At 40.0% G+C, this 25,380-nt stretch carries 23 protein-coding genes; 13 read left to right on the forward strand and 10 right to left on the reverse strand.

Annotated elements, in window-relative coordinates:
* Nucleotides 1-14: 14 nt before the first annotated feature.
* Entirely contained in the window at nt 15-632 is a 618-nt protein-coding gene (locus tag AC1M9L_RS11070) for a TetR/AcrR family transcriptional regulator (protein ID WP_035268797.1), read from the reverse strand.
* A gap of 142 nt (nt 633-774) precedes the next feature.
* Between AC1M9L_RS11070 and AC1M9L_RS11075 the strand changes: the two genes are divergently transcribed.
* The 4 genes from AC1M9L_RS11075 to dnaJ all read left to right on the forward strand — a co-directional run bounded on the left by AC1M9L_RS11075 (nt 775) and on the right by dnaJ (nt 6,744).
* Complete coding sequence (locus AC1M9L_RS11075; protein WP_481592130.1) at nt 775-1,890, forward strand: efflux RND transporter periplasmic adaptor subunit; 1,116 nt, start codon at nt 775-777, stop codon at nt 1,888-1,890.
* Nucleotides 1,887-5,021 carry an efflux RND transporter permease subunit gene (locus AC1M9L_RS11080; RefSeq protein ID WP_481592131.1) on the forward strand — a complete coding sequence of 1,045 codons (3,135 nt, stop codon included), beginning with the start codon at nt 1,887-1,889 and terminating at the stop codon, nt 5,019-5,021. The genes AC1M9L_RS11075 and AC1M9L_RS11080 overlap by 4 nt, the downstream gene beginning before the upstream one ends.
* A gap of 135 nt (nt 5,022-5,156) precedes the next feature.
* Nucleotides 5,157-5,534, forward strand: coding sequence for a hypothetical protein (locus AC1M9L_RS11085; protein ID WP_035268802.1), 378 nt, complete (start codon nt 5,157-5,159; stop codon nt 5,532-5,534).
* Between the two features lie 94 nt (nt 5,535-5,628).
* Nucleotides 5,629-6,744, forward strand: coding sequence for a molecular chaperone DnaJ (gene dnaJ / locus AC1M9L_RS11090; RefSeq protein WP_035268804.1), 1,116 nt, complete (start codon nt 5,629-5,631; stop codon nt 6,742-6,744).
* A gap of 248 nt (nt 6,745-6,992) precedes the next feature.
* Here dnaJ and AC1M9L_RS11095 read toward each other — a convergent pair whose 3' ends face one another.
* From AC1M9L_RS11095 to ubiG, 3 genes are read right to left on the reverse strand one after another with little or no spacing between them, the layout of a single operon-like run.
* Nucleotides 6,993-7,739 carry a YciK family oxidoreductase gene (locus AC1M9L_RS11095; protein ID WP_035268812.1) on the reverse strand — a complete coding sequence of 249 codons (747 nt, stop codon included), beginning with the start codon at nt 7,737-7,739 and terminating at the stop codon, nt 6,993-6,995.
* A gap of 24 nt (nt 7,740-7,763) precedes the next feature.
* Nucleotides 7,764-8,450 carry an HAD family hydrolase gene (locus AC1M9L_RS11100; protein ID WP_035268813.1) on the reverse strand — a complete coding sequence of 229 codons (687 nt, stop codon included), beginning with the start codon at nt 8,448-8,450 and terminating at the stop codon, nt 7,764-7,766.
* A complete protein-coding gene (gene ubiG / locus AC1M9L_RS11105; RefSeq protein ID WP_481592132.1) occupies nt 8,447-9,163 on the reverse strand; it encodes a bifunctional 2-polyprenyl-6-hydroxyphenol methylase/3-demethylubiquinol 3-O-methyltransferase UbiG in 717 nt (238 codons plus the stop codon). Before ubiG ends, AC1M9L_RS11100 begins: the two co-directional genes overlap by 4 nt.
* A 182-nt stretch (nt 9,164-9,345) precedes the next feature.
* On the opposite strand from ubiG, the gene AC1M9L_RS11110 reads away from it, so the two are divergent.
* Entirely contained in the window at nt 9,346-9,963 is a 618-nt protein-coding gene (locus tag AC1M9L_RS11110) for a thiol:disulfide interchange protein DsbA/DsbL (RefSeq protein WP_092767991.1), read from the forward strand.
* Nucleotides 9,964-9,990: 27 nt separating this feature from the next.
* Here the strand turns inward: AC1M9L_RS11110 and AC1M9L_RS11115 are convergent, their stop codons facing one another.
* The gene (locus AC1M9L_RS11115; RefSeq protein ID WP_481592133.1) at nt 9,991-10,635 is read right to left on the reverse strand and encodes a TetR family transcriptional regulator; all 645 of its coding nucleotides are present in this window, start codon (nt 10,633-10,635) and stop codon (nt 9,991-9,993) included.
* A gap of 176 nt (nt 10,636-10,811) precedes the next feature.
* Between AC1M9L_RS11115 and AC1M9L_RS11120 the strand changes: the two genes are divergently transcribed.
* Entirely contained in the window at nt 10,812-11,834 is a 1,023-nt protein-coding gene (locus tag AC1M9L_RS11120) for a flavin reductase family protein (RefSeq protein ID WP_481592134.1), read from the forward strand.
* Nucleotides 11,835-11,867: 33 nt separating this feature from the next.
* On the forward strand, nt 11,868-13,010 hold the full coding sequence (locus tag AC1M9L_RS11125) for a fatty acid desaturase family protein (protein WP_481592135.1): 1,143 nt from the start codon (nt 11,868-11,870) through the stop codon (nt 13,008-13,010).
* Nucleotides 13,011-13,025: 15 nt separating this feature from the next.
* On the opposite strand, the gene AC1M9L_RS11130 is transcribed toward AC1M9L_RS11125, so the two are convergent.
* Nucleotides 13,026-13,622 carry a transposase family protein gene (locus AC1M9L_RS11130; protein WP_481592136.1) on the reverse strand — a complete coding sequence of 199 codons (597 nt, stop codon included), beginning with the start codon at nt 13,620-13,622 and terminating at the stop codon, nt 13,026-13,028.
* A gap of 127 nt (nt 13,623-13,749) precedes the next feature.
* On the opposite strand from AC1M9L_RS11130, the gene AC1M9L_RS11135 reads away from it, so the two are divergent.
* The 4 genes from AC1M9L_RS11135 (at nt 13,750) to AC1M9L_RS11150 (ending at nt 17,790) form a co-directional block, all read left to right on the forward strand.
* Entirely contained in the window at nt 13,750-14,328 is a 579-nt protein-coding gene (locus tag AC1M9L_RS11135; protein WP_481592137.1) for a DJ-1/PfpI family protein, read from the forward strand.
* 204 nt (nt 14,329-14,532) lie between these two features.
* Entirely contained in the window at nt 14,533-15,249 is a 717-nt protein-coding gene (gene rph / locus AC1M9L_RS11140; RefSeq protein WP_481592138.1) for a ribonuclease PH, read from the forward strand.
* 147 nt (nt 15,250-15,396) lie between these two features.
* Nucleotides 15,397-15,528: a hypothetical protein gene (locus tag AC1M9L_RS11145; protein WP_481592139.1), complete on the forward strand. Its 132-nt coding sequence runs from the start codon at nt 15,397-15,399 to the stop codon at nt 15,526-15,528.
* A gap of 30 nt (nt 15,529-15,558) precedes the next feature.
* Nucleotides 15,559-17,790 carry a phosphocholine-specific phospholipase C gene (locus AC1M9L_RS11150; RefSeq protein ID WP_481592140.1) on the forward strand — a complete coding sequence of 744 codons (2,232 nt, stop codon included), beginning with the start codon at nt 15,559-15,561 and terminating at the stop codon, nt 17,788-17,790.
* 60 nt (nt 17,791-17,850) lie between these two features.
* Here AC1M9L_RS11150 and AC1M9L_RS11155 read toward each other — a convergent pair whose 3' ends face one another.
* The gene (locus AC1M9L_RS11155; protein WP_481592141.1) at nt 17,851-20,181 is read right to left on the reverse strand and encodes a DUF6351 family protein; all 2,331 of its coding nucleotides are present in this window, start codon (nt 20,179-20,181) and stop codon (nt 17,851-17,853) included.
* Nucleotides 20,182-20,615: 434 nt separating this feature from the next.
* Nucleotides 20,616-21,461, reverse strand: coding sequence for a carboxylating nicotinate-nucleotide diphosphorylase (gene nadC / locus AC1M9L_RS11160; RefSeq protein WP_481592142.1), 846 nt, complete (start codon nt 21,459-21,461; stop codon nt 20,616-20,618).
* A 145-nt stretch (nt 21,462-21,606) separates the two neighbouring features.
* Between nadC and ampD the strand changes: the two genes are divergently transcribed.
* Nucleotides 21,607-22,176: a 1,6-anhydro-N-acetylmuramyl-L-alanine amidase AmpD gene (ampD, locus tag AC1M9L_RS11165; protein ID WP_481592143.1), complete on the forward strand. Its 570-nt coding sequence runs from the start codon at nt 21,607-21,609 to the stop codon at nt 22,174-22,176.
* 68 nt (nt 22,177-22,244) lie between these two features.
* Entirely contained in the window at nt 22,245-23,798 is a 1,554-nt protein-coding gene (gene murJ, locus AC1M9L_RS11170) for a murein biosynthesis integral membrane protein MurJ (protein ID WP_481592188.1), read from the forward strand.
* Nucleotides 23,799-23,868: 70 nt separating this feature from the next.
* On the opposite strand, the gene bamJ (AC1M9L_RS11175) is transcribed toward murJ, so the two are convergent.
* Together bamJ (AC1M9L_RS11175) and bamJ (AC1M9L_RS11180) are read right to left on the reverse strand one after the other, a co-directional pair.
* Nucleotides 23,869-24,558: a BamJ family beta-barrel-assembly machinery protein gene (gene bamJ, locus AC1M9L_RS11175; RefSeq protein ID WP_481592144.1), complete on the reverse strand. Its 690-nt coding sequence runs from the start codon at nt 24,556-24,558 to the stop codon at nt 23,869-23,871.
* Between the two features lie 47 nt (nt 24,559-24,605).
* Nucleotides 24,606-25,313 (reverse strand): BamJ family beta-barrel-assembly machinery protein, encoded by a 708-nt coding sequence (gene bamJ, locus AC1M9L_RS11180; protein ID WP_481592145.1) that lies wholly within the window; start codon nt 25,311-25,313, stop codon nt 24,606-24,608.
* Between the last annotated feature and the right edge of the window lie 67 nt (nt 25,314-25,380).

The following is a 25,380-nucleotide window of genomic DNA, read 5'->3' on the forward strand; positions in this document are numbered from 1 at the left end:
AAGAATGGAGAGAGCTATTTTTTGTATTTCAGCATAAATAATTCGATGGCTTGATGAATAATTTCATCACATTCTGCTTCACTGGGAACCTGACGAACACCTAACAATACTTCATGATGTCGATGCCCTAAGAGTAAAGAAAGGAGCAAATGTGTTTGCTTTTCAGCATCATCTTTCTGGATAAATCCGTGCTCAATCGCTTGAGCAAAAAAATCAGTCCAAACCACAAATAACCGCTTATGAGATGCATTATAAAAAGGTTCAGCCAAAGGATTTTGCTCTGCTGCCAATTCTAATAATAAATGCTCAAGCTTAATGGCTTCAGGAAGATTGACAATTTGCAGCGCTAAACTACATACCTGATAGAAGTCTTCTAAAAAATTGGATTCAGGGTGTAATTGGATTCGCCGAGCATTGATTGATTCTTCGCACGTTTCTGCAATTGCGTAGGTAAATAACGATTCTTTATCTTGAAAATGGTTATACACCGTCAGTTTAGTCACGCCAGCTTCTTTGGCAATTTGATTCATGCTTGAACCATGAAAGCCCTGTTTTAGAAACAAACGTTTAGCTGCCTCTAATATTTGTTTCTTTTTAACTAAATCCTTAGGACGTCCAATATTCATTTGCACAAAAAAATCCAAAAAAAACAGTTTAGGTCATACCTTGAAAAATGATTTTTAATTACTGTACCATGCGGTATATTAATTAAAAAATAATCAAATTAATATCCCTAATTTGATTTGCCTAAAAATTGACATAAGAGCAGTGCACATGAGTCCTCAAAAATTTGCCACATACAGTCTAATGCTCATTTGTAGCGTGATACTCACCGCGTGTAGTAAGGATAAACCCACAGAGGAACAAATTCCATTTGTGATGGTTGCCCAGCCGAATACTTCCCAAGATGAACTGAAAAGTTATGCAGGAGAAGTTCAGGCGAGACAGCAAACGGCATTGGCTTTCCGTGTTGGAGGACAAATTACTGAACGCTATGTTGATGTTGGGGATCGAGTCAAAGTCGGGCAAGTCTTAGCAAAATTAGATGTGAAAGATGCTCAACTGCAGTTAAATGCTTCAAAAGCTCAGTTAGAAAGCGCGCAATCTGCAGCCAAAATTGCCGAAGAAGAATACAAACGCTTTAAGCAGTTATTACCTATTAATGCGGTGAGTCGTTCGCAATATGATGCCGTAGAAAATCAATATAAATCGGCTATGTCCAATTTAAAACAAGCACAATCAAATTATGCAGTGAGTAGTAATCAGACGGGATATAACCAACTCATTGCCAATAAAAATGGCGTCATCACTGAGCGTAGTATTGAAGTTGGTCAAGTGATCGCAGCAGGGCAGGCAGCATATCAACTGGCGATAGATGGTGATCGTGAAGTGGTGATTGGTGTGCCAGAACAAGCAGTATCAGAAATTAAAACAGGTCAAAAAGCTTGGGTTACGCTATGGTCAAAACCAGAGGAGCGTTTCGCCGCATATGTGCGTGAAATTTCACCTGCTGCCGACCAATCTAGAACATTTAGTGTCAAAGTTGCTTTGACTGAAGGGCGTTCAGCAATTCAACTTGGACAAAGTGCGCGAGTATTTTTTTCAAATATCAGTTCAAATGTGATTAATGTTCCTTTGACCAGTGTATCTGCAACAGAAGATCAGCCTTATGTTTGGGTTGTGAATCCAGATCACAGTATCCGTAAGGTGAATGTTCAAATAGGTGCTTATGGTCGTGATACGGTACCTGTGACTCAAGGTTTAAAAGCTTCTGATTGGGTCGTGGTTGGCGGTGTACACTTACTGCGAGATAAACAAAAAATTAATCCGATTGACCGTCAAAACCGTGCAGTGAATGTGAAAGCAGGACAAGTTGGAGCGAAAATATGAACTTTAACTTGTCAGAATGGGCGTTAAATAATAAGGGACTGATCCTTTATTTCATGATTTTGATGGGAATATTGGGTGTTTATTCCTACTCAAAACTATCACAAAGTGAAGACCCTCCATTTAGTTTCAAAGTAATGGTCGTTCAAACCTATTGGCCAGGTGCGACAGCGGAAGAAGTTTCATTACAAGTAACTGATCGCATTGAAAAAGAATTAATGAGTACGGGGCTCTATGATCGTATTGCAGCCTATTCTCGTCCTGGTGAATCAATGGTGACCTTTGTTGCCAAAGACTCGCTGCGTTCTCATGAATTACCGAATGTTTGGTATCAGGTTAGAAAAAAAATTGGAGATATCAAACACCAACTTCCTAGCGGTGTTCAAGGTCCATTCTTTAACGATGAATTTGGTGACACCTTTGGGAATATTTATGTCTTAACGGGTGATGATTTTGATTATGCCGTGATGAAGGAATATGCCGATCGCTTACAGCTGCAACTACAACGTGTACAAGATGTTGGTAAGGTTGATTTAGTTGGCTTGCAAGATCAAAAAATTTGGATAGAAATTTCAAATACGAAAACCGCTCAATTGGGTATTCCAGTTTCTGCAATTCAAGAAGCACTACAAAAACAAAATACCATGGCGAGCGCAGGTTTCTTTGAAACAAGCTCAGATCGTATTCAAGTGCGTGTCAGCGGACAATTGAAATCAGTCGAAGATCTCAAGAACATGCCATTACTGGTTGGTGATAAGACCATTCAATTGGGCGATGTGGCTGAAGTTTACCGTGGCTTTAGTGAGCCAGCTCAACCACGTATGCGCTTTATGGGCAAAAATGGTATTGGTATTGCGGTGTCTATGCGTAAGGGTGGTGACATCATTGCGCTAGGGAAAAATCTAGAAAAGACCTTTAATGATCTACAACAAACTTTACCTTTAGGGATGGAACTTAAAAAAGTTTCAGATCAGCCTGTAGCGGTGCAACGCAGTATTCACGAATTTATCAAAGTGCTCGCAGAGGCCGTGATTATTGTCTTATTGGTCAGCTTCTTCTCTTTAGGTTTCCGTACAGGATTAGTGGTCGCTTTCTCTATTCCCTTGGTCTTGGCAATGACGTTCGCAGGCATGAATTTCTTTGATGTTGGACTGCACAAGATTTCTTTAGGCGCGTTAATTTTAGCACTTGGACTTTTGGTTGATGACGCCATCATTGCAGTTGAAATGATGGCCATTAAAATGGAACAAGGATATAGCAGATTAAAAGCCGCAGGTTTTGCTTGGAAGTCGACCGCATTTCCAATGTTAACGGGGACGCTGATCACTGCAGCTGGATTCTTGCCGATTGCCACTGCTGCGTCGAGCACAGGTGAATATACTCGCTCAATTTTCCAAGTTGTAACCATTGCTTTGGTGGTGTCATGGTTTGCAGCGGTACTGTTTGTTCCTTATTTAGGTGACAAATTACTGCCTGATTTTAATCAAATGAATCAGAAAGCCCCGTGGTATCAACGCTTATGGGCAAGATTACGTCAACAACCAGAGCCACAACCAGTCGTTCAACACCATGGTGAGCATCACGATCCATATCAAACCAAGACGTATCAAAAATTTAGATCTTGGGTTGAGTTATGTATTACTTATCGTAAAACCGTTATTGCTGCGACGGTTGCAATATTTGTCTTGTCAATTTTGATGTTTAAATTTGTTCCACAACAATTTTTCCCACCATCAAACCGTGCTGAAATATTAGTGGATCTAAAACTAGAGGAAGGTGCTTCTCTAACAGCGACAGAAAATGCGGTTAAAAAAGTAGAAAAATTCTTGTCGACTCAAAAAGGGATCGATAATTACGTCGCTTATGTTGGTACAGGTTCTCCACGTTTCTATTTACCACTTGATCAACAATTGCCTCAGGCGAGTTTTGCACAATTTGTGGTTTTGGCTTCCTCATTAGATGAGCGAGATGAGATTAGAAAGAATCTGAGTGAAGAAATTAGTAAGTTATTGCCTGAAGTACGGACACGTGTATCGCTATTAGAAAATGGGCCACCAGTCGGTTATCCAATTCAATACCGTGTTTCTGGTGAAGATTTAAATACTGTTCGCCAACGAGCACAATTAGTGTCACAAGCAATCAGTGAAAATCCAAATACCGCCAATGTTCATTTAGATTGGGGTGAGCCGAGTAAAATTATTTCACTTGAAATTGATCAAGATCGTGCGCGTCAGTTAGGGGTATCTAGCTTAGATTTGGCGAATTTCTTAAATAGTTCAATAACAGGCGCTGCGATTAATCAGTATCGTGAGAAACGGGAGTTAATTGATATTCGTTTACGTGGCGATCAAGCGGAACGTGTTGATGTAGCATCGTTACAAAGTCTCGCTGTACCGACGAGTCAAGGTACAACAGTTCCATTGGCACAGATTGCGAATATTCAATATAAGTTTGAAGATGGTCTGATTTGGCATCGTAACCGTTTGCCGACGATTACTGTACGCGCAGATATTCGGACTAAACTCCAACCAGCTACTGTGGTTGGTGAATTAACTGAATCTATTGAGAAAATTCGTGCCGAACTTCCAAGTGGTTATCTGGTAGAAGTGGGAGGCACTGTGGAGGAATCTGCACGTGGGCAAACTTCAGTAAATGCTGGCATGCCGTTATTTTTGGCTGTGGTCTTTACCTTGCTTATGATTCAGCTCAAGAGTATTTCACGTTCGTTTATTGTTTTCTTGACCGCGCCTTTGGGTTTAATTGGCGTGGTATTGTTCCTGTTAATATTCAATAAGCCTTTCGGGTTTGTGGCGATGCTAGGTACCATTGCTTTATCTGGAATGATTATGCGTAATTCGCTTATCTTGATTGATCAGATCGAGCAAGATATCAAAGCGGGTCATTCTCAATGGGAAGCGATTTTAGAAGCGACAGTACGCCGTGCCCGTCCAATTATTTTGACTGCATTGGCTGCTGTGTTGGCGATGATTCCGCTTTCACGCAGTATCTTCTTTGGTCCAATGGCGGTAGCAATTATGGGTGGACTCATTATCGCAACATTATTAACGCTGTTCTTCTTGCCAGCACTCTATGCGGCATGGTTTAAAGTAAAAAAAGAGTCAAAAACCGCGTAGTTTTATGTGAATACTAGGTGCGAAGCATTGAAAAATTCAATATAGTAGTCCCTAGTTTTTAACACAAAATAACACAGTGGGCTGAGTACATAAAAAAACTGAATGTGCACTCGGTTGAGGTATAAAAAAGCATCCATGGGGCGAGACAATTTAACAAGACATCGTCGATTAATTACGATGTCTTATGTATTCATGTTTCTTGCATTGTTCACTGGTATCAGTGCTGCAATCGCCTATTTTTTAGCGCAAAAAGTGGCTCAAGCGCAAGACGCTGAAGTCTGGATCCATGCTCAAGCATTATGGATTGCACGAAATGTTGTGCTATTCATGATGATGGCCGCATTTGCTGCTCTTTGGTTTATTCCTGCCTGCTTTATCTATTGGGATAGTGTGTTATGGGTGAAAGGGTGTACGGTGATTGGTGTCATTTTTACCACAATTGCATGGCTATTTCTCCTAAATGCATGGCTTAAAGGCTTAGTTAAGTATCTCCAGAAAAAAGCCGCTTTTTAAAATAATGATTTAATTTACTTGTAATCTCGGAATATGACCCCAACATATTCCGCAGAGAAGTCATATCAAATTTTTTTGTGGAGCATCGCCAGACATGGCTAAACGTGATTATTATGAGGTTTTAGGGGTTTCTAAAACAGCTAGTGATGATGAAATTAAAAAAGCCTACCGTAAGTTGGCGATGAAATATCATCCAGACCGTAACCCTGATAATGCTGAAGCAGAAGAAAAATTCAAAGAAGCTGCTGAAGCGTATGAAGTTTTATCTGATAGTGAAAAACGCAGCATGTATGACCGCATGGGACATAATGCGTTTGAAGGCGGCTTCGGTGGCGGCGGCGGTGGTTTCGGTGGCGGTTTTAGCGCTGAAGACATTTTTAGTCAGTTTGGTGACATTTTCGGTGGCGCGTTTGGTGGCGGCGGTCGCCAACAGCGTCAAAGACGTGGTTCAGACTTACGTTATGTGCTTGAGCTCAGCTTAGAAGAAGCTGTACGTGGCGTAAAGAAAACAATCACTTTTACTGCGCCAGCACCATGTGAAGTGTGTGATGGTAAAGGTTCTAAAAACCCGAATGATGTTGAAACCTGTAAAACTTGTCACGGGGCTGGCCAGGTCCGTATGCAACAAGGTTTCTTCTCAGTTCAGCAAACGTGTAGCACTTGTCGCGGACAAGGTAAGATTATTAAAAATCCTTGTGGCACTTGTCATGGTTCAGGTGTTAAAGATCGTCAACAGACACTTGAAGTTACCATTCCTGCAGGCGTAGATAATGGCGATCGCGTTCGTTTAACTGGAAAAGGTGAAGCGATTCGTGATGGTCAATCAGGTGATCTATACGTAGAAGTTAATGTTCGTGAACATGAAATCTTCCAACGTGATGGCGCGGACTTGTATATGGATGTGCCGATTAGTATCGCTGATGCTGCATTGGGTAAAGAAATTGAGATTCCAACCCTTGATGGTCGTGTGAACTTGAAAGTACCTGAGGGAACACAAACAGGTAAAATGTTCCGTCTACGTGGCAAGGGTGTAAAACCAGTACGCACAAGTATGCAAGGTGATTTACTTTGCCGTATCGTGATTGAAACACCAGTCAACTTAACTGCACGTCAACGTGAACTTTTAAAAGAGTTACAAGAATCTTTAGATGGTGCGGACAGTAAATCTTCACCTAAAAAGAAATCATTCTTCGATCGTTTATTTGACTGATCAGAATGAAATAAAAACCCGACATTATTGTCGGGTTTTTATTAAGTTATAAATACTTAAGACGCTTAAAGCAAAGTAAGTGATACTACCATTAGATAATTTCTTAGTTTATGGGTGTATTCAAAAGTTGTTGAGACTTATTTGTTTAAGCTTTTAAAATCTAAAGGTAAATTTTTTAATAGGTTTTGTTAGAACTATAATTTAAAAAAAGAGGATCTGACGATCCTCATCATGTAATTTTGAAAAAACTAATCCTGAGCATCAATACTCTGACCATTCATACCTATACTGTCTTCGCCCATTAAATATAAATAAGCTGGCATGATTTGTTCAGGCGTTGCCAATACTTTCGGATCTTCATCAGGATATGCTTTAGCACGCATAGCTGTTCGTGTTGCACCAGGATTAATGCAGTTATAACGGATATTTGGATAGACATTTTCTTTTGCAAAAATTTGACTGACCGCTTCAATGGCAATTTTTGAAACTGAGTATGCGCCCCATTTCGCACGTGCTTCACGACCGACACCTGAGCTTGCAAAAACAACAGAGGCATTTTGAGATTTTTCTAATAATGGAAGTAAATGTTGAGTAAGAACAAAAGGTGCTCTTAAATTTACAGCCATTACATCATCCCACACTTCAGCAGGGTAGTGGGCCAATTCAACGCGCTCACCTAAAATCCCAGCATTGTGCAAAATCCCATCTAAACGACCAAATTGTTGGTCAAGTGTTTCCACAAGACGTTCGTAATCATATGCTGTTGCAGTAGAAAGTTGCAGTGGCAAAATTGCAGGTTGAGGAGCACCTAAACTTTCAATTTCGTCATAGATCACTTCTAACTTGTTCAGCGTTCTACCATGAAGAACGACGGTCGCACCATGTAAAGCATAGCTCAACGCTGCTGCGCGTCCAATGCCATCACCTGCACCCGTAATTAAAATTACTTTATCTTTCAATAAATCTGGGCGAGGTTGATATTCTGAATATTTCATGTGCGACCTCCTTCATTGTTCTAATTAAGCTGTTTTTTGGTGAGATTCGATCAATTCGATTAAGTGTTGATGTAATTCTTGTACATCATTCACTATACAATCTGCCTGCCAAGAATCTAAGTCATCTTTGTGTTCTAATGGTAAATATCCGTAAGCAGCCAAAATCGTGTACATATTTGCGCTTCGACCTGCATCAATATCACGTGGATGATCACCAACATAAATGCATTGTTCAGCTGGAACATTAATTTGTTGAGCAGCGAGATACATTGGTTCTGGGTCAGGTTTAGTGTGCTTAACATCTTCTGGGCATACGAGAACGGCACAACGTTCAGTTAAGTTTAAGGCTTGAAGTAGTGCCTCACTCAGCCAACGAGGTTTGTTTGTCACAATTCCCCATGGAATATCCCGTTGTTCCAAGTCCTCAATTAAAGGATACATTCCTGCAAAAAGGTCTGTATCCACAGCAATATCAGCACCATAGATATCTAGAAAGCGCTGACGATGTGCAAGGAAAATAGGATCATCAACCTGTAATTCAGGATATACCAATTTCACCATCGCCCGAGCCCCCTCGGAGACCTGAGTTCGGATCAGGGCTGCATCTACGATCTCTCGACCTTCTTCACGACACATTGCTTGAATAATACGAATAAAATCCGCAGCAGTGTCAATTAAAGTCCCATCTAGGTCGAAAAGTACGGCCTTCATTCATTCACCTCATTATGGGTGTAAACCATATAGTTCACATCGACATTTGGGGCTAACCAATAATGTTTAGTTAATGGGTTGTAATGTAAGCCTGTCATATCTTTAAGTTTTAAACCTGCGTTACGAATATCATGCGCTAATTCAGAAGGTTTAATAAATTTATGATAGTCATGAGTTCCTTTTTTCAAAAGACGTAACACATACTCTGCACCGATAATCGCAAATAAATATGATTTTGGATTACGGTTAATTGTGGAGAAGAATACATGACCGTTTGGTTTCACCAGTTTTTGGCATGCTTGAATGATTGACGCTGGATCTGGTACATGTTCCAACATTTCCATACAAGTTACGACATCGTATTGACCAGCTTGTTCTTCAGCCAATTGCTCAACTGGAATTTGACGATATTGGATATTGGTTACGTTTTCTTGTTCTGCATGCAGACGTGCGACATTTAATGGTGCTGCGCCCATATCGATACCGAGGACATTGGCACCACGGCGTGCCATACTTTCAGCCAAAATGCCGCCGCCACAGCCCACATCTAGGACTTTCTTGCCACTAAGACCACCTGCATGTTCATCAATCCAATTCAATCGTAGTGGATTGATTTGATGGAGAGGGCGAAACTCAGAGTGTTGATCCCACCATACCGCAGCAAGTGCTTCAAATTTAGCAATTTCTTGTGGGTCAACATTCAGTTGAGTCATTACAGCCACCTTAGCAAAGTTCGTTTTAATGGGTAGAATTTATATCAGATCTTAGTGTATCGCTAATTCCAAAAAAAGCGATAAATCTTGTAAAAAAGTTCACAGAATCAAAACGATTTTCTCATATTTGTTTTATAGTGAAACCATATGCTAATCAGAATGATTTAGAGGATAAAAACTTAATGAAAAAGGTGGTTTTTAGTGGCGTTGCCGCTGCGGTGCTGATGGCACTTTCAACAGGTGCAATGGCGAACTTTGTTGAAGGCAAAGATTATACGGTCGTGCAAAACCCAGGAAAGGTTGATGTCGCTGGTAAATTGGAAGTACGTGAATTCTTTTGGTATGGCTGTGGTCATTGCTTTACTTTAGAGCCTCATATGCAATCTTGGTTACGTAAAATTCCAAAAGATGTGAATTTTGTCCGTACACCTGCTGCAATGAACAAAGTATGGGAACAGAATGCACGTGGTTACTACATTTCTGAAGCACTTGGTGTTCGTAAACGTACCCATTTGCCTTTATTCCACGCGATCCATGACAAAGGTCAGCAGATTTTTGACCAAAAATCACAAGCACAATTCTTTACGAAGTATGGTATCCCAGAAGCGAAATTCAATAGTTTATATAATTCTTTCGCAATTACTGCCAAAGTCTCTCAAGCGAATAAATTAGCGCAGCAATATCAATTGACGGGTGTGCCAGCTGTTGTAGTAAATGGGAAGTATGTCGTACAAGGTGATAATGGCCGCGTGTTACAAGTGGTTGATTATCTATTGGATAAAGAGCGCAAAGCTAAATAATAAAAAACCCGCATTGAGCGGGTTTTTTTATGCCTCAGTAGTATTCCAATTCAAAATCCCTTTAAAGATTAATCGTATTTGGGTAATGGACTGTTTTTTGAGTACTAATTTTTGTAATTCAAGCTCCATACCTGAATATTGACGACCTAAGCTAATCCAAGACATTGCCCATGTGAAACATAAATTAATTAAAATATTCGACAACATTTTTAGGTCATCAGCATGATGAAAATTTTGTACGATTTCGAATTTTTGTAGGTCATTGGCCAAATCAGAATTTAGAAACTCAATTTCACGAGCAATCGCACGTCTTACCACTTCAGAACCCCCCCAGCGCTCTGCGATCATAAAAATCCAAGGTTGGGTATTTAAATCGATGGCTTCAAAAAAAAGTTCCATGCTGGTTTCGGCTTTCGCCTCAGGGTGGGCCAAACCTTGACCGAGCTGATGAAGTACGGTTTTCAAATATAACGCGACTTGATCCACTAACTCTTGGCCTAATTCATCCATATCTTGAAAATGTCGATAAAAGGCTGTTGGCACCAAACCAACCTCACGTGCAACTTCACGCAGACTAATACTGCTAAATGAACGGCCAGATGTGCTTAAGCGCAAAGCGGCATCCAGTAAAGCCTGACGACTTTGTTGTTTACGTTCATCGCGTATAGACATCTTAAAACCTGAGAAGTGAAGTCGAGATGAGTCTATCAAAAAAATATAAAAATTAAACGACGAATGTCAGTGAACATGTGTTGACTCAACTTTAAAAACAATATAGTGTACACATGTTCACTATTAGAACACTTGTTCACTCAATTAAATTGAAATACAAAAGAGGAACGTTTGAGATGAGTAGTTATCTGTCATATCGTCCTGAATGGATTCGAGAAGATTTCGTCGATTTTATCGCTGAAAAAATACATCCCACTTTGGCTTGGAAAAAAGTCAAAGCATCGCTCGTGAGTCGTCAGGCACTTAGTCACGATTTCTATGAGATTCATTTATGTCCAAATCACAATTTCGATTTTCAACAGATTGAGGCAGGGCAAAGTGTTTTAGTGACAGTCGTAATTGCAGGCGTGCGTCTACAACGTAGTTATTCGATTGTGGAAATTTCTGCGACAGGTAATCTGGTGATTGCTGTCCGAGCTCAAGGAGTAGTGTCGAATTGTTTAAGCCAATTGGCGATAGGTTCTGTTGTGGAAATTTCTCAAGCGCAAGGTGAATTTACGCTTGAGCCGACTCAACAGCCAATTGTGTTATTGGCGTCGGGGAGTGGCATTACCGCCATTTATGCATTGCTTACGAAGGCTTTAAACACATTATCTGTACCTATCTATTTGATTTATTTCTGTCGAGATGACGCGTTCCACGTGAAACTACAACACCTCGCTTCAAAACATGATCATTTTAATTATCACTATTTTAATACACGCCAACATAAACAATATCTGACATTGGCGTTGTTAGAGCAGTTAATGCCAAGTTTTAGGCAAGCACAGATTTATGCATGCGGTGCAACTTCGATGATGCAAGCTGTAAATCAAATTTGTCATGAAGAGGGGATCAGCAATCAGCTCAAACAAGAGTTTTTTCAAATCCGTGTAGATGAAGAAATTGAAAAACAATCTGTCACGTTTATCCGCAGTCAGAAATCGTTTGAAGCTCAAAAAAGTTTATTGGTGAGTGCTGAAGAGGCTGGATTAAGACCCGCTCATGGATGCCGAATGGGTATTTGTAATGCATGTGTCTGTAACAAAGTGAGTGGCGCTACTAAAAATATGCTCACAGGTGAAATTGAACATGAGCCAAATCGACAAATTAAATTATGTATTAGTCAGGCAGTAAGCCCTGTTGTGATTAATTTGTAATTTAACGGTATCGTATAAGACTGGAGAAAAATAATGAATATGTCACTTAATACAACATGGCAATCAAAATCTAAACATCTGACCGCTGAGCAAATTGAAGCATTTGGACAACGCGTTGAGCAGATCCGACTCAGTATTATGAATGATTTGGGTGAACAAGATGCCAAATATATTTATAAGATTCGTAACTTTGTTCGCTATAGCGAGATTGGCTCACGTGCATTGCTGATGTTTGGTGGTTGGATTCCACCTGTTTGGTTGGTAGGTACAGGATTACTGGGCGTGTCCAAAATTGTTGAAAATATGGAGCTTGGACATAATGTGATGCATGGTCAATTTGACTGGTTGAATGATCCTAGTTTAAACGGTGCGACATATGACTGGGACACCATCTCAACAGGCGATGACTGGAAATATACCCATAACTATGTACATCACACCTATACCAATATTGTGGGTATGGATCATGATGTAGGTTATGGCTTACTTCGTGTCTCAGCAGCTCAACGTTGGGAACCAAGATTTTTATTAAATATTCCATTAGCGATTCAATTGATGGTGCTTTTTGAATGGTATGTCGGTGTTCAAAATCTACACTTGGAAGACGCGCTTGTTTATAAAACCAAATCTTGGAAACAAGTGTGGAAAGATGCTGAAAAATTAAGAAAAAAAGTACGACGTCAGGTGGTGAAAGATTATGTCTTTTTCCCCCTTATCGCTGGTCCAAATGCGCTTCCTGTCTTCGTAGGAAATGCAGTTGCAAATGTGATTAGAAGTTTATGGTCATCTGCAGTGATATTTAATGGTCATTTTACTGAAGATGCAGAAACATTTGAGATGGATAATACCGAAAATGAAACAAGAGCAGAATGGTATTTACGTCAAATTCGAGGTTCAAGTAATTTTACGGGAACTTCATGGCTGCATATTTTGAGTGGTAATTTGAGTCATCAAATCGAGCATCATTTATTCCCTGATATGCCTGCAAATCGCTATGCAGAAGCTGCGCCAAAAATTAAAGCGTTGTGTGAGGAATATGGCATTCACTATAATGAAGCAAACTTTATGAAACAATTCTGGAGCGTTTGGGTTCGTTTAGCTAAATGTTCTTTACCAAATGATAAAACAGCTAAAATTTCTCAATCTATAAGAAAACTAAGAGGAATATTTGCTTGAGTACCACTATTTAGTTTAATTCATGAAAGGCATGGAGCAGTGATCTGCAAGAATAAAAGCACCTTTAGGAATCTGATTCAGGTTGCGTTTGAAAAGCTCGAAATCATGTACAGCACCACGACTCGTGCATAAACTCAGAACTTGCTGTGTTCTATAATGGATAATGGCTTGTACTTTAAAAGTATGTGCCTTCTTCTTACCACCATAGCTTTTCTTCTGTTTTTTAGGTCTTTGTATTGGAATTTCTGTGGCATCTACGATCACCACATTCCAGTCGATACCTTCGCCTTCAGGCAAACTATTGGGTAAATTAAATAGATTGGACTTGATCAGGCAATCCTCTACGTGGCGGACGATTCTTGAAGCAGTAGGCTCTGATACACCATAACTCGTTGCGACATGAAACAATGTTCGATATTCACGCCAATAACTTAAGCACAGAAGGATTTGATCTTCTACACTTAACTTAGATAGTCTACCTTTAGCAGGTACAAGCATTTTTAGCTGTTCAGCCATCAAATCAAAGATTGACCATGAGATGCCTGTATATCGCTTAAACTGTGTTTCAGAAAGCTTCTTTGAGTCGATGTATTTCATTCGTAAATTATGCATGAATATTTAAAATTATTCGGTACAAATAGTCAGCAAGGGATAGATCTTTTTTTGATTTATGAAAGAGATCTAGTATCTTATTTCTGAGTACTATTATTTCGAAAATTAAAAGTATAGATGTGAAAAAATGAATATTGGAATCTTATTATTTGATGAGGTTGAGGTCTTAGATTTTGCAGGGCCCTATGAAGTCTTTGCTATTACTACAGATAATCATAATAAAAAGCTTTTTAATGTGTTTACTGTGGCACAAAAACATGAAATTAAAGCAAGAAATGGTCTTGCAGTAAAAAGTGATTACCTCTTAGACAACTGTCCATCTATAGACATTCTCGTGATCCCTGGAGGATATGGTGCTGAAACAGTCGAGCTATATAATACTCATCTATTGAATTGGATAAAATTAAAACACGAAACGTCAAATATCACATTCTCTATTTGCACGGGAGCATTCATCTTAGCGGAGGCAGGGCTACTAGATGGGCTAAATGCTACTACTCATTGGATGGATATTTCACGTCTAGAGGCAGAATACCCTAAAATTACAGCTATGAAAGATGTTAGGTTTGTAGATGAAAATAGGATAATAACTTCTGCTGGGATATCATCAGGGATCAATGCTTCTCTATATGTCGTATCTAAAGTAACGAATAGAGATGTTGCATTGAATACAGCAAGAAGAATGGAATTTGAAACTGACTTATAGATTTTCTAAAATTAAAATAAGACACCTTATGCGAAGTTGGATTAAATCGCTTTTTCTTTTGCTCTCAATGAGCTTTTAGGTATGACTTAATTCTTTCAAAATTTAAGTTTGTCAGATTTAAAACACGGACTTATAACAAAGTCAGATGCCATCAATCTGCTATAATGTGCCCAATCTTTTTTTAAGTAAAAATTAGGACGTATTATGCGTATTGACCAGCGTGCATTAGACCAGTTACGTGACGTTAAAATTACTCGAAACTATACACGTTATGCAGAAGGTTCAGTTTTAGTTGAATTTGGTCATACCAAAGTTCTTTGTACTGCCAGTGTTGATAATTCAGTACCGCGCTTCTTGAAAGGAAAAGGCCAAGGTTGGGTGACTGCTGAATATGGCATGTTGCCACGTTCAACCCATACACGCAGTGACCGTGAGGCAGCTCGTGGTAAACAAAGTGGACGTACTCAAGAAATTCAACGCTTAATCGGTCGTAGCTTACGTGCTATGGTGGATTTGAAGAAATTGGGTGAAAACACGATTACAATCGACTGTGATGTTATTCAAGCCGATGGTGGTACACGTACAGCGTCTATTACAGGTGCTGCGGTAGCCTTGATTGATGCTATGAATTCATTACTTGAGAAAAAGAAAATCAAACAAGATCCACTCAAAGGTTTGGTGGCTGCAATTTCTGTTGGTATCTATCAAGACGAAGTACTACTCGACTTATGTTATGAAGAAGATTCAAACTGCCAAACAGATTTGAATGTGGTGATGACTCAGGGGGGGGAGTTTATTGAAATTCAAGGTACTGCAGAAGATAAACCGTTCACGCGTACGCAATGTAACGCAATGCTTGAAATGGCTGAGAAAGGCATTCAAGAGTTAATTCAAAAGCAACAACAAGCACTAGGTTGGTAATTCGCATCTGATAGCATGCCTTGATTGTAAAAAAGCACCTTGATAGAGGTGCTTTTTTTTATTTCATAGATTTGCAATTGAAGCTTCATTGCAGCGTCACGAAAAAAGCGTATCACTGAGTTCGCATAAAACGAGAAGGATAACTACATGCGAGCTTATTTTTTTATACTCATCCTTACACCAAGTATTTTGTTAACAGCTTGTGGGGGAGATGATGATTACCAACCATCCAAACCGCAACCTTCAGATCCAAGCTGTGAAATCTATTGTGCTCCATAACCATAACAAGAATAAAAACAGGATAACTGTATGAATCGTCGTGACTTTATTTTAAATTCGACCAAGACATTATTGGGCGCATCTGCATTAGCGAGTTTTCCGCTGAGTATTCAAAAAGCTTTAGCAATTGATGCAAAAGTGGAAACTGGCACTATTCAAGATGTGAAACATGTGGTGATTTTGACTCAAGAAAATCGTTCTTTTGATAACTATTTTGGAACATTCAAAGGAGTACGTGGTTTTGGTGATCGATTCACCATTCCATTGAGTGGTAAAAGAGCGGTGTGGGAACAGTATGATGGCAACAAAAATAAAATTTTGCCTTATCACCTAGACAGTTCATTGGGCAATGCTCAACGTGTTTCGGGCACACCTCATTCATGGAAGGATGGTCAAGCCGCTTGGGATTGTGGGCGTATGGGCAATTGGGTGGAACATAAACAACCTCAATCCATGGGTTATTTTAAGAAACAAGAACTCGAGTTCCAGTTTGCGCTGGCGGAAGCATTTACTTTATGTGATGCCTATCATTGTGCCATGCACGCGGGAACTAATCCTAATCGTAAATTTATTTGGACGGGGACCAATGGGCCAACTGCTGCAGGTGTCGCGAGTGTAGTCAATGAGTTTGATAGTATTGGTTCATCAATGATCGGTTACGACTGGACCACGTATCCTGAACGATTACAGCAGGCTGGGATTAGTTGGAAGGTTTATCAAAATATGCCAGATAATTTTACGGATAATCCTTTGGCAGGATTTAAGCAATATCGCAAAGCCAATGAATTATCTGGTAAGCCAGTTAGCCATGCCAATATTTTGTCGCCTGAATATGATGAGCGTATTGATCAACGACAACCTCTCTATAAGGGGATTGCCAATACGATGCCTAAGGACGGCGGTTTATTAGGACAATTTAAACAAGATATCTTAGACGGTAAATTGCCACAGGTGAGCTGGGTGGTCGCACCGGCAGCGTATAGTGAACATCCGGGACCATCAAGTCCTGTTCAAGGCGCGTGGTACATTCAAGAACTGTTAAACACTTTAACGGCAGATCCAGAGTTATGGAGTCAGACGGTTTTACTGGTCAATTTTGATGAAAATGATGGTTTTTTTGATCATGTACCATCGCCGTCTGCACCATCAAGAGAAATCAATGAAGCAGGTGATATTGTTAAAGTTCATGGTAAAACCACGTTATCAGAACAAGAGATATCATATGAATATTTCAATCACCCACGTGTATCAGGTTCGACAGCACAGCCTGAATTAAAAATGAAAAATGGTAAGAATGAAAACTTCTGGCATGGTGTGTATGGTCCAGGAGTACGTGTTCCAATGTATATCATTTCACCGTGGAGTCGTGGGGGATGGGTCAACTCTCAAGTATTTGATCATACTTCAATTATTCAATTTCTTGAGCAACGTTTTGGCGTGCAAGAGCCTAATATTAGCCCTTATCGTAGAGCGGTCTGTGGTGACCTTACGTCGGCGTTTGACTTTAAGACACCTAACTTTAATATTCTGCCAACACTCAATGGGCAAAGAACAAAACAAGAAGCTGACAATACGCGTCATTCGCAAGAGCAACTGAGCAAGGTTCCAGTCCCAGCAAATCAACAATTTCCTGTGCAAGAATCTGGAATACGTCATTCTCGAGCATTACCTTATTTATTACATACCAGCGCGCGCGTACAGGTTGCAACCCGAAACATACAATTGATTTTCGCAAATGGTGGAGAACAAGGTGCGGTTTTCCATGTCTATGACAAACTAGATTTAAATGCCATTCCTCGACGTTTTATGGTGGAGGCAGGCAAACAGCTTGAGGATGTTTGGGAACTAGTAGATGATCAATATGATCTTTGGGTACTTGGACCAAATGGTTATCATCGAGCATTCAAGGGAAATCTTCACCATCAAATTGAAAGAGATCATTTGCCAGAAATTCGAATTTGCTATGAAGCCTGTCAACCTAAAATAATTATAAAAATACGGCATGATGGTGCTGAAGCTGTGGAGATGATGGTCAAGGACAATGCGTACTACAATCAAAAAATGTGGACTGTCAAAACTCAAGCGAATGAGGCTGAACTTCATCTCGATTTAACGGAGTCTTGGGGATGGTATGATTTTAATGTGGTAATCGCCCAACAGCAGGGAGAGCAGGCTTATGAACGTCGATTTGCTGGACGTATTGAAACAGGGCAGCATACATGTACCGATCCTATGATGGGATTATTGCAACCTAAATCTTAAACACGAAGTAAAAAAGCCGTGAATGTTCACGGCTTTTTTCACAATTGAAAAATTCAGGTATTAAGACAGTCGAAATGAATTAGAGATCCAACCTTTCGGAAGTTGAGGCATTATAAGCTCCTCAGGGCGATTTGGATCTTCATCCAGTTGCTTACCACCATAAATGACATCATTGATCTGTCCATTTTGATTTTGATATGTTAACCAAGGATAGGTTTTACCAAACCCAACAGGATCTTGGGTGTAATCACAAACACCATCTGGAAAAACTTTTTGTAATCGAGCCCATTGCTCATCTGTAAAGTTAATATTGGGGTAAAGACGACGTGTGAGTGGTTGTAGTTTACATTTATTGGCGTAGGTACTAATTTGATCACCTGCTACCATTCGCGGTGTTTTATAGACCGGTACACGAAGGTTATTGCAGAACCCAGATCTTCGAATCGTTCCTAATGTGATACATGAGTCGTTAAGATTTACTTTATTGCGTGTGAGTTTCTGTGGCAGAGGTAAATTGCTTGTATCATTTTTTACGCGATCCAACCATTGATTCATATCATCGAAACTGATTTCTAAACATTTAAGATCGCCAATCATAATGGTATCACCTCCATACAGAAGCTGATTGTTATGATGTCCGTGTGCTTTGTCTAAACGTGCTCTAATCGCGAATGCTCGGTAAGCATCATGGAAGATCGCTGGATCTGGACCACGACAATCAATAATCGCCACTTGATCTAAATTATTGGCAACATTGATTAAACCAGTTCGATAAGCATTTTTCAAACCTTGCTCCGTGGCATATAACCGTTCGGGAATTGGGTTAATATCAATATCAACTCCACCAAGGCGTTCATTTAATAAAACAAATTTTTCAGCATTGATCACACCATCAAATAAGGTTTGAAGCCCGTATTGCACACCGACATTATCAATTGGCAGGTTTGCAAACCCGACATTGCGTTGATTTTCGACGGGACTCCAAATTTGTCTAAGCTGTTGTGTATTTGGATCAACTTCAGTTGGATTTCTGAGACCCAACAAATTTACAGCAGCCTCTTGAATTGAACAGCGTGTCCCATTCGGATTTGAGGTGGCATTGTACAGTTGTGTTTCTGATATTCCGCTACAAATTGTATTTGGTCGAGCAACATCGAATTGCGCAAGTTCACTGACATAACCATTAATCTCAGAAATATGACCTTGAATATGGTTAATTTGATGAGGGAGGAAAGAGCGGCCTTCTGCTGTTTTAAAATAATTGATCATAATATGATAATCAGCAAACTGAGATGCTGTACTCCATGCATCAGGGAAGGAGCAGGTTACTAACAAACCTTGGTATACACCTGGATAAGCGTTAGCTACCCATTGAGATGCGAGCGCGCCACCTGAGCAGCCTTGTCCAATCGTGTAGTCTAAAGTGCCGTATTGTTCGATAAAACGTTCTTTGGCCATAATAATTGATTCAGCTTGAACCGCCAAATTACAGTTATGTCCACTGTTGGATAGCGCCGTAGACATGACGCCATAACCTTTGCCCAAAGCCTTGATGGTAATATCTGGCAAAATAGAAGTTGATGTCGCAACCACGGTAGGCGCGGTTGCAGACTGATAATCATTTCCGCAACTTTGCCCATGGGTTACTAACAGCTTATTATTAAATTGGGGTTGTGGATTCAGCGCAGTCCAAGGCTGATTAGGATTAAACAATACAGCAAACCGATATTCATCACGATTTTGATAGCCAACCTCCTCTCGAATGATAAATGGCACTTCTACACCTGTATCGGTCTTAATTTTGGAAATTAGACCCGCCGAAGGTGGTTTCTCAGGATTATAGGTTTGTAAAGTTCCGACCAAATTCCGATAGTAGTAATTATATTGAACAGGTTTACGACAAAATAAATCAGTCGAGCCGTTGGTACAGGTCCATGGATTAATTTGGGGTCCAGATAAAAGAGGGCCTGTGGTACTGAAATTTTTTAAATATAAATTTTGAATTGCGTTTGGTGTTTCAATTTTAAGTAGATTTTCCCCTAACTGTAATCCATTCAATAGCACTCTATTTTGAGCATTAGAAAAGCGAGATTTGATGTCCTGTCCATTTAAATGAATGCTTATATTTGCGTCATTAAAATTAATCGATGGGTCTAATTCGATTAATACATCATTATCTGTCACAAGATCGGGGCGAGTTGATAAAACAGTCACGAATTCTTTTTCAAGTTTATTCGTTGGATTGTCAGGATCAGTTGGATTGGTCGGAGTTGGCTGTGATCCATTACCACCGCCTGAATTCCCCCCAGATTCGCTGGAGCTTTTACAACCGACGAGTAAGCTGCTACTAATCGCGACGCTTAAAAGCGTATAGATCATTTGCGTTTTCATGTGATTTCCCTAATGTACAACATGGTGGATGCAATCGATCCGATGACTGCATTTCTTTTTATTTATTCACTGACATTCAGCATGGTCTATGCGTTGACACCCTCCTATTATTTAGACAATGCGAACTCATGGGTTTAATTGTATTTATTGGCTTCACTATGAATGAAAATTAGGCAGCATTCCATGACAGAAAATTGAATAATTGTAAAATTAAGGCAAATAAATAATTGAAATTTAATGATTTACTTTGCATTCTATAGGTATATTATGATTTTGATTAAAAAATAATCTTAAAGCGTGGAAGGTATCAACTAGGACCATATAAATTCAAATTTTTTTGTATTCTTGCGATAAAGTTAATGTAGCATCACAGTTTTAAGCAAATAAAAAAAGGAGCAAAGCCCCTTTTTTATTGAGAGATAGAATTTAATCAATTAAGCGTTAAAGCGCATAGATAAATCGATGGCTTTTACATCTTTAGTAAGTACACCCATTGAAATAAAGTCGACGCCTGAAGTAGCAACTTCACGTAAGTTCTCGATGGTAATATTACCTGAAGCTTCTAATTTACAACGACCAGCCACATGCTTGACTGCATCAATCATTTGTTGTTGGCTGAAATTGTCCAACATAACGATATCCGCACCAGCATCTAAAGCTTGGTTTAACTCATCCCAAGTTTCAACTTCGACTTCCACAGGTTTACCTGGTGCAATGGCATGCGCTTTTTCGATTGCTTGCTGAATGCCACCTGCAGCCATAATATGGTTTTCTTTAATTAAAAAAGCATCGAATAAACCTAAACGATGGTTTTGACCACCACCTACACCCACCGCATATTTTTGCGCAATACGTAAGCCTGGTAATGTTTTACGTGTATCAAGCAGTTTGGTATTTAAACCTTCCAAATGTTTCACATATTCAGCCGTTTTTGTAGCAACAGCGGAAAGGGTTTGTACAAAATTAAGTGCTGGGCGTTCAACGGTTAACAGACTGCGTGCTGAGCCGGCAAGTTTTAAAAATGCCTCATTGGCTTGAACTTGATCGCCATCTTGCTTTAACCAAATCACATCAACGCTTGGATCATAGGCTTTAATTAAAGCATTCACCCACGGTTGCCCTGCAAGAATCATCGTTTCGCGACTGATAATGGTTGCTGTTGCTTGTTCATCTTCAGGTGTCAGCAATGCGGTGATATCACGCTCACCAATATCCTCTTGCAATGCTTGTTGGATATTGATTTGAATTGATTGTTCAAGCAAAGATTGCGGTATGCTCATAAAATCCCTATTGTAGGCACCAGAAAAATGAGCAATATATTACCATTGCACTTAAAGTAATGGTGCTGTTTTTTTCGTCCAAGTCTTTTTCAAAGATGAGCGTGGATGAATTGTCATAAGTTGCAAACACGGATTGAGATCACACATGTCGAATGTACCCAAGCTTCAAGTGGTAGATGGTGTATTACAAGGTGCAAGATTTATTGCTTCACCAAATTTTAATCAAAGACCAGACCATACTGACATTCAACTGGTGGTCATCCACAATATTAGCTTACCGCCCTCACAGTTTGGAGGAGGCTATATTGAGCAGTTTTTCCAAAATAAATTAGATTGGGATGCACATCCTTATTTTAAAACCATTGAAGGGATGCAGGTCTCAGCACATTTGTTGATTTTAAGGTCAGGCGAAATTTTACAGTTTGTTAATTTTAAAGACCGTGCTTGGCATGCAGGACGCTCTACGTACATGGCAAATCCAGAATGCAATGATTATTCGATTGGCATTGAACTCGAGGGTAGTGATGATCAAGATTTTACGGAACAACAATATCAAGCTTTAGTTGAGGTCGTGGCAACACTTCAACACGCTTATCCTAAAATTAAAAGTCATATCGCAGGGCATTCAGATATTGCACCTGGACGAAAGACCGATCCAGGACCGCATTTTCAATGGTGTTATTTTAGAGATCAATTAAAACAACGAAAAATATGATGCTTTGTCGAATGAAATAACAATTTAAAAGCGAAGTTTTATTACAATATCGTCAATCTTTTTAAGTGGTGAATATGATGGCGCTTTGGCGATCCACCTTTATTGTTAGTGCAATGACCATGTTGTCTCGTGTCATGGGGCTTATTCGAGACATGGTGCTGTTAAATGTGTTCGGGGCAGGTAAAGACTTCGATACTTTTGTCGTAGCGTTTCGTATTCCCAACTTTTTTAGGCGTCTTTTTGCCGAAGGTGCATTTTCCCAAGCATTTATTCCTGTTCTCACAGAATATAAAACCACCAAACTCCATGCTGAAGTTCAGATCCTAATTAGTCGGGTATTTGGATGTTTGCTTACCGTGATGACTGCATTAACTTTGCTGTGTATGATTGTTGCACCTGCGATATTGTATGTTTATGCGCCAGGATTTCATGCCGATGCAGCCAAATTTGATTTATCAGTCGACTTATTCCGTCTCACCATTCCCTACCTGATGTTTATGTCGCTGACGGCATTTGCCAGCAGTATCTTAAACAGCTATGGCTCATTTACCACACCCGCATTTGCGCCAGTGTTGTTGAATATTGCTATGATTGCAGGGGCTTTGTGGTTATCTCCACATATGGAAACACCCATTATGGCATTGGGTTGGGCAGTGGTGTTTGCTGGCATTTTGCAATTAGCCCTACAAATTCCGGAACTGTGGCGCAAAAAACTCCTGATCCCACCTAAAGTTGATTTTAAGCACGAAGGTGTCGAGCGTATTTTAAAATTAATGTTGCCTGCACTGTTTGGGGTTTCAGTCACACAAATTAATTTGCTGCTCAATACCATTTGGGCGTCTTTTATGCAAAATGGTTCTGTGTCATGGCTTTATACAGCAGAACGGATGACCGAATTGCCTTTAGGCTTAATTGGTGTAGCCATTGGAACGGTGATTCTGCCTGCACTCTCTGCGCGTAAAGCCGAACAGGATCAAACTAAATTTAAGGCTATGTTAGATTGGGCTGCACGTGTCATCGTATTTGCTGGTATCCCAGCCAGTATCGCTTTATTTATGTTATCTACACCGATTATTCAAGCGCTGTTCCAACACGGTGCTTTTGATGCACGAGCGACAGAAATGACCGCTTTGGCATTACAATGTATGAGTGGTGGTGTCTTGGCATTTATGTTGATTAAAGTCTTTGCTCCTGGATTTTATGCGATTCAAGATACCAAAACCCCAGTACGTGTTGGCCTAATGGCTGTTGCAGCCAATGCTATCCTCAATGTGGTTTTTATTGGTATCTTCAAATGGATGGGCTGGGAAGAACTCCATATGGCATTGGCGTTGTCATCTACAGGTTCTGCTTTAGTCAATGCAGGGATGCTATATTTCTATTTACACAAGCGTGAAATATTCCGATTTGGTCCGCACTGGAAAAAATTATTTTTCCAATTTATGGTGGGTAACGCCGTGATGATCGCAGCTTTATGGTATGGTCTCAGCTGGTATAATCCAGATGTAGCCCCGTGGATGCGTGTATTTGAAGTGCTTGCTCTTTGTGTATTAGGTGTGGTTGCCTATGTATTGGGTTTATTTGCGACGGGCTTTAGACCAAGACAGTTAAAACACGGCTAATGCTTTAAACAGACCCTAAATAAAACAAAAACATCGCGGAAGCGATGTTTTTGTATAAGTCATGTGAACCTTAAGGCAAAACTTTTAAAAGTTCGACATCAAAGATCAAGGTGCTGTTCGGCTCAATCGCATCGCCCGAACCGATCTCACCGTAGCCCAAATCAGCAGGAATAAAGAAGCGGTATTTAGCACCTTCCTTCATGAGTTGTAAGCCTTCAGTCCAACCCGGAATGACTTGACTCACTTGGAATTCAACCGCTTGATTACGCGCGATCGAACTATCGAATACTGTGCCATCGATCAAACGCCCTTCATAATGAACTTTCACTTTTGACGTTGCTTTAGGTGTTTTGCCTTGACCTTGCTGAATCACTTGATATTGCAGCCCTGTTGGTCGTGTGACAATACCTGCTTTTTTGGCATTCTCTTGTAAAAATTGCTGCCCAGATTTTAAATTTTCTGCAGCTAATTTTTGAAATTCGATCAGCTGTTTGGATTCACTCTGCTTTTTGTATTTGGTTAAAGCCTGCGCCATTTCTTGATCGGTTAAACTCGATTTTTGACCGGTTGAGCCTTGTTTCAATCCTTCAATAAAAGCATCCAAATTAATATCTTTTAATGTATCCGCATTAGTGCGTCCCATCACATAGCCATAGCTATATCCGAGCTGATCTTTTTCAGTACTTTTATTGCTAATGTTTGCCGCAAATGAGACAGAGCTGAGGATCAGCAGACTGCTTAATATAGAGATTTTTTTCATCATTCAAATCCAAAAAAGGAGAGCTGAAGGCTCTCCTTTTGATTAATTTATTTGACTTCGATTAATTCAACATCAAAAATGAGCGTGCTGTTTGGTGGAATCGTACCAGGAACACCCTGTTCACCATAAGCCAGATTTGATGGAATATATAAGGTTGCTTTACCGCCTTCCTTCATCAATTGTAGGCCTTCGGTCCAACCAGGGATGACCTGATTCAACGGAAATTCAATCGGTTCACCACGTTCAACCGAGCTATCAAAGACTTTGCCATCAAGTAATTTACCGGTGTAATGCACTTTAACCACGGAGTTTGCAGCAGGTTGTTTGCCTGTACCTTCTTTGCTGATGAGATACTGCAAACCAGAAGCAGTTGTTTTAACATTCGGTTTTTTTGCATTTTCAGCAAGGAAGCTATTGCTTTGTGCATTGGCAGCTTTAGAGTCCTCGACTTTCTTTTCTTCTAATTCTTTTTGTAAAGCCACATAAGCAGTTTGCAGTTCTTCATCTGTATAGGCACGTTCTTTTTTAGCATGCGCTTCACGGACACCGACAATAAACGGATCAATCGCGACTTCAGGAGGAGTTTGGCTGGCAACTTCATAACCCAGTGCATAACTGATTTTATCAATCGGTTTTGCATCAGCAGTCATGCTAGAAACTGTCGCAGATGTTGGATGTTGACTTGCATAATAAACAGGAACGAGCGCAGCACCGCCTAAAACGACAGCAACAGCAATGGGTAAAGCTTTACTCATGAGATTTCCAATTTTTTTCAATTATATGTGCAATTTTCTAAAATCGCGGAACCAAAACAGCATAGCG

It is taken from the genome of Acinetobacter sp. ANC_7511 (assembly GCF_056779975.1).